The 1,915-nt window shown below is 37.6% G+C and carries 2 protein-coding genes; both read left to right on the forward strand.

Going from position 1 to position 1,915, the window contains the following annotated elements:
- Positions 1-109 precede the first annotated feature (109 nt).
- Positions 110-997 (forward strand): tyrosine-type recombinase/integrase, encoded by an 888-nt coding sequence (locus K292_RS0112680; RefSeq protein WP_027400128.1) that lies wholly within the window; start codon positions 110-112, stop codon positions 995-997.
- Positions 990-1,915: IS91 family transposase (locus K292_RS0112685; RefSeq protein ID WP_027400129.1), on the forward strand; the 926-nt coding region annotated here is incomplete at its 3' end. The genes K292_RS0112680 and K292_RS0112685, both read left to right, overlap by 8 nt.

A 1,915-nucleotide genomic window follows, 5' to 3' on the forward strand; every position in this document is an offset into this window, starting at 1 on the left:
CTAAGTGCGTAAAACCCAACTGTCGATTTACCTGCAGTTTTATTTCCCTAAAAACTCCTTTAAAATAGACGTACGCAGAAAAGCGAATATATATTGAAGGAGAATAGACATGACAAACGAAGAAATCATCTTAAACGCCAAAGAAGAAATTAAATTACGAGGTTTATCGCCACACACAGAAGCAGAGTATTTCAGAGTTCTGCACGCATTTCTACGTTATTTCGAAAATCGTCCTATTGAAACAATGGGGGAAACCGAAATACGAGAATTTTTACTATATCAAATAGACTTAGGTAAATCTACTGGTTCTGTGAATATCTACAATAGTGCATTGCGTTTTATCTTCGGTGCCGTTATGCAAATAAATCTTAACTGTCGTATGATCCCAAGACGCCGTTATCGACGTGAATTTCCAGCAATTATGAGCAAGGACGAAATTATTCGCTTCTTTAGTGTCATCGACAATTTACGAGATAAAGCAATATTTGAAACTATCTATGGTTCAGGGCTAAGAGTGTCTGAACTTGTTAAACTTCGTGTACAAGATATAGATAGTAAACAAATGCGTATATTCATTCATCAGGGAAAAGGTCAAAAGGATCGATATACTCTGCTGTCACAGAGAAACCTTGAACTTTTACGTGAATATTGGAAAGAGTATCGTCCTACTCATCCTGCTGGATATTTGTTTTATTCTAAATCTAGAAAAAATCATGTAATGACTACCAGGTCTATCGGTAACGCTTTTTGTAAATATCGTCAATTAGCAAATCTGCCCAAGTCATTTACAACCCATACATTGCGTCACTGCTTTGCAACTCATCTGCTAGAGTCTGGAGTGGATGTTTGTTGTATTAAAGAGCTTTTAGGTCATACATTTGTACAAACAACATCTTTTTACCTACATTTACAAAAAATGAGTAATTCAGTAAAAAGTCCTCTCGATACACTTCCTAAAAAACGTAGTAGAAAGCCAAAGGTAAAAAATCATGCCTGAGGTTCAAGATGTTTTTCAGCAATATGGTTGGGAGTATCTGCAAAATCATAAGTTGTCTCATGTTCAATCAAAGGCATTTTTAGCAATTTCAAAATGTCGAACTGCTGATTTAGGTGGCCATACCGATCAATGTGAAAACTGTGGCAGTATAAGGATTTCCTACAATTCCTGTCGCAACCGCCATTGTCCCAAATGCCAAACTCTCGCCAAAGAGCGATGGATTGAGGGGCAGAAAGTCAATCTTCTGAACGTTGGATATTTCCACATTGTTTTCACGGTTCCAAGTGAGCTTAATATCGTAATCTATCAAAATCAGAAAGTCTGCTACAATATCCTGTTTCGGACAGTTTCCGAAACCTTGCAGGAACTTTGTGCTGACAAGAAATATCTCGGTGCAAAAATTGGTTTTACTTCCATTCTACACACGTGGGGGCAAAATCTCTGTTTTCATCCGCACATTCATTGTGTTATGGCTGGCGGCGGATTGAACAAACTTGGAAAATGGGTTAATTCACGAAAAAAGTTTCTGCTGCCAATTAAAGTATTGTCACGTAAATTCAGAGGCAAGTTTCTTGCACTTCTAAAAAAAGCAAATCTTGAATTTTTCGGGAACTCAAACCCGTTTGTTTTTAATGATTTACTTGATAGCTGTTACAAAAAAGAATGGATTGTTTACTGCAAACCACCTTTTAAAACTGCCGCTAGTGTGGTTGAATATCTCGGCAGATACACCCACAGGGTTGCTATTTCAAACAATAGAATACTTAGTGTCAAAAACGGAGTTGTCACATTCAAGTGGCGGGACTACAAGGACAATTCCAAGTGGAAAATTATGACCATCGCAGCCGAAGAATTTATCCGTCGTTTTCTCATGCACATCTTGCCCCAAGGATTTATGAAAATTCGTCATTACGGCTT

Source organism: Anaerovorax odorimutans DSM 5092 (genome assembly GCF_000426305.1).
In the GTDB taxonomy this organism is placed as follows: domain Bacteria; phylum Bacillota; class Clostridia; order Peptostreptococcales; family Anaerovoracaceae; genus Anaerovorax; species Anaerovorax odorimutans.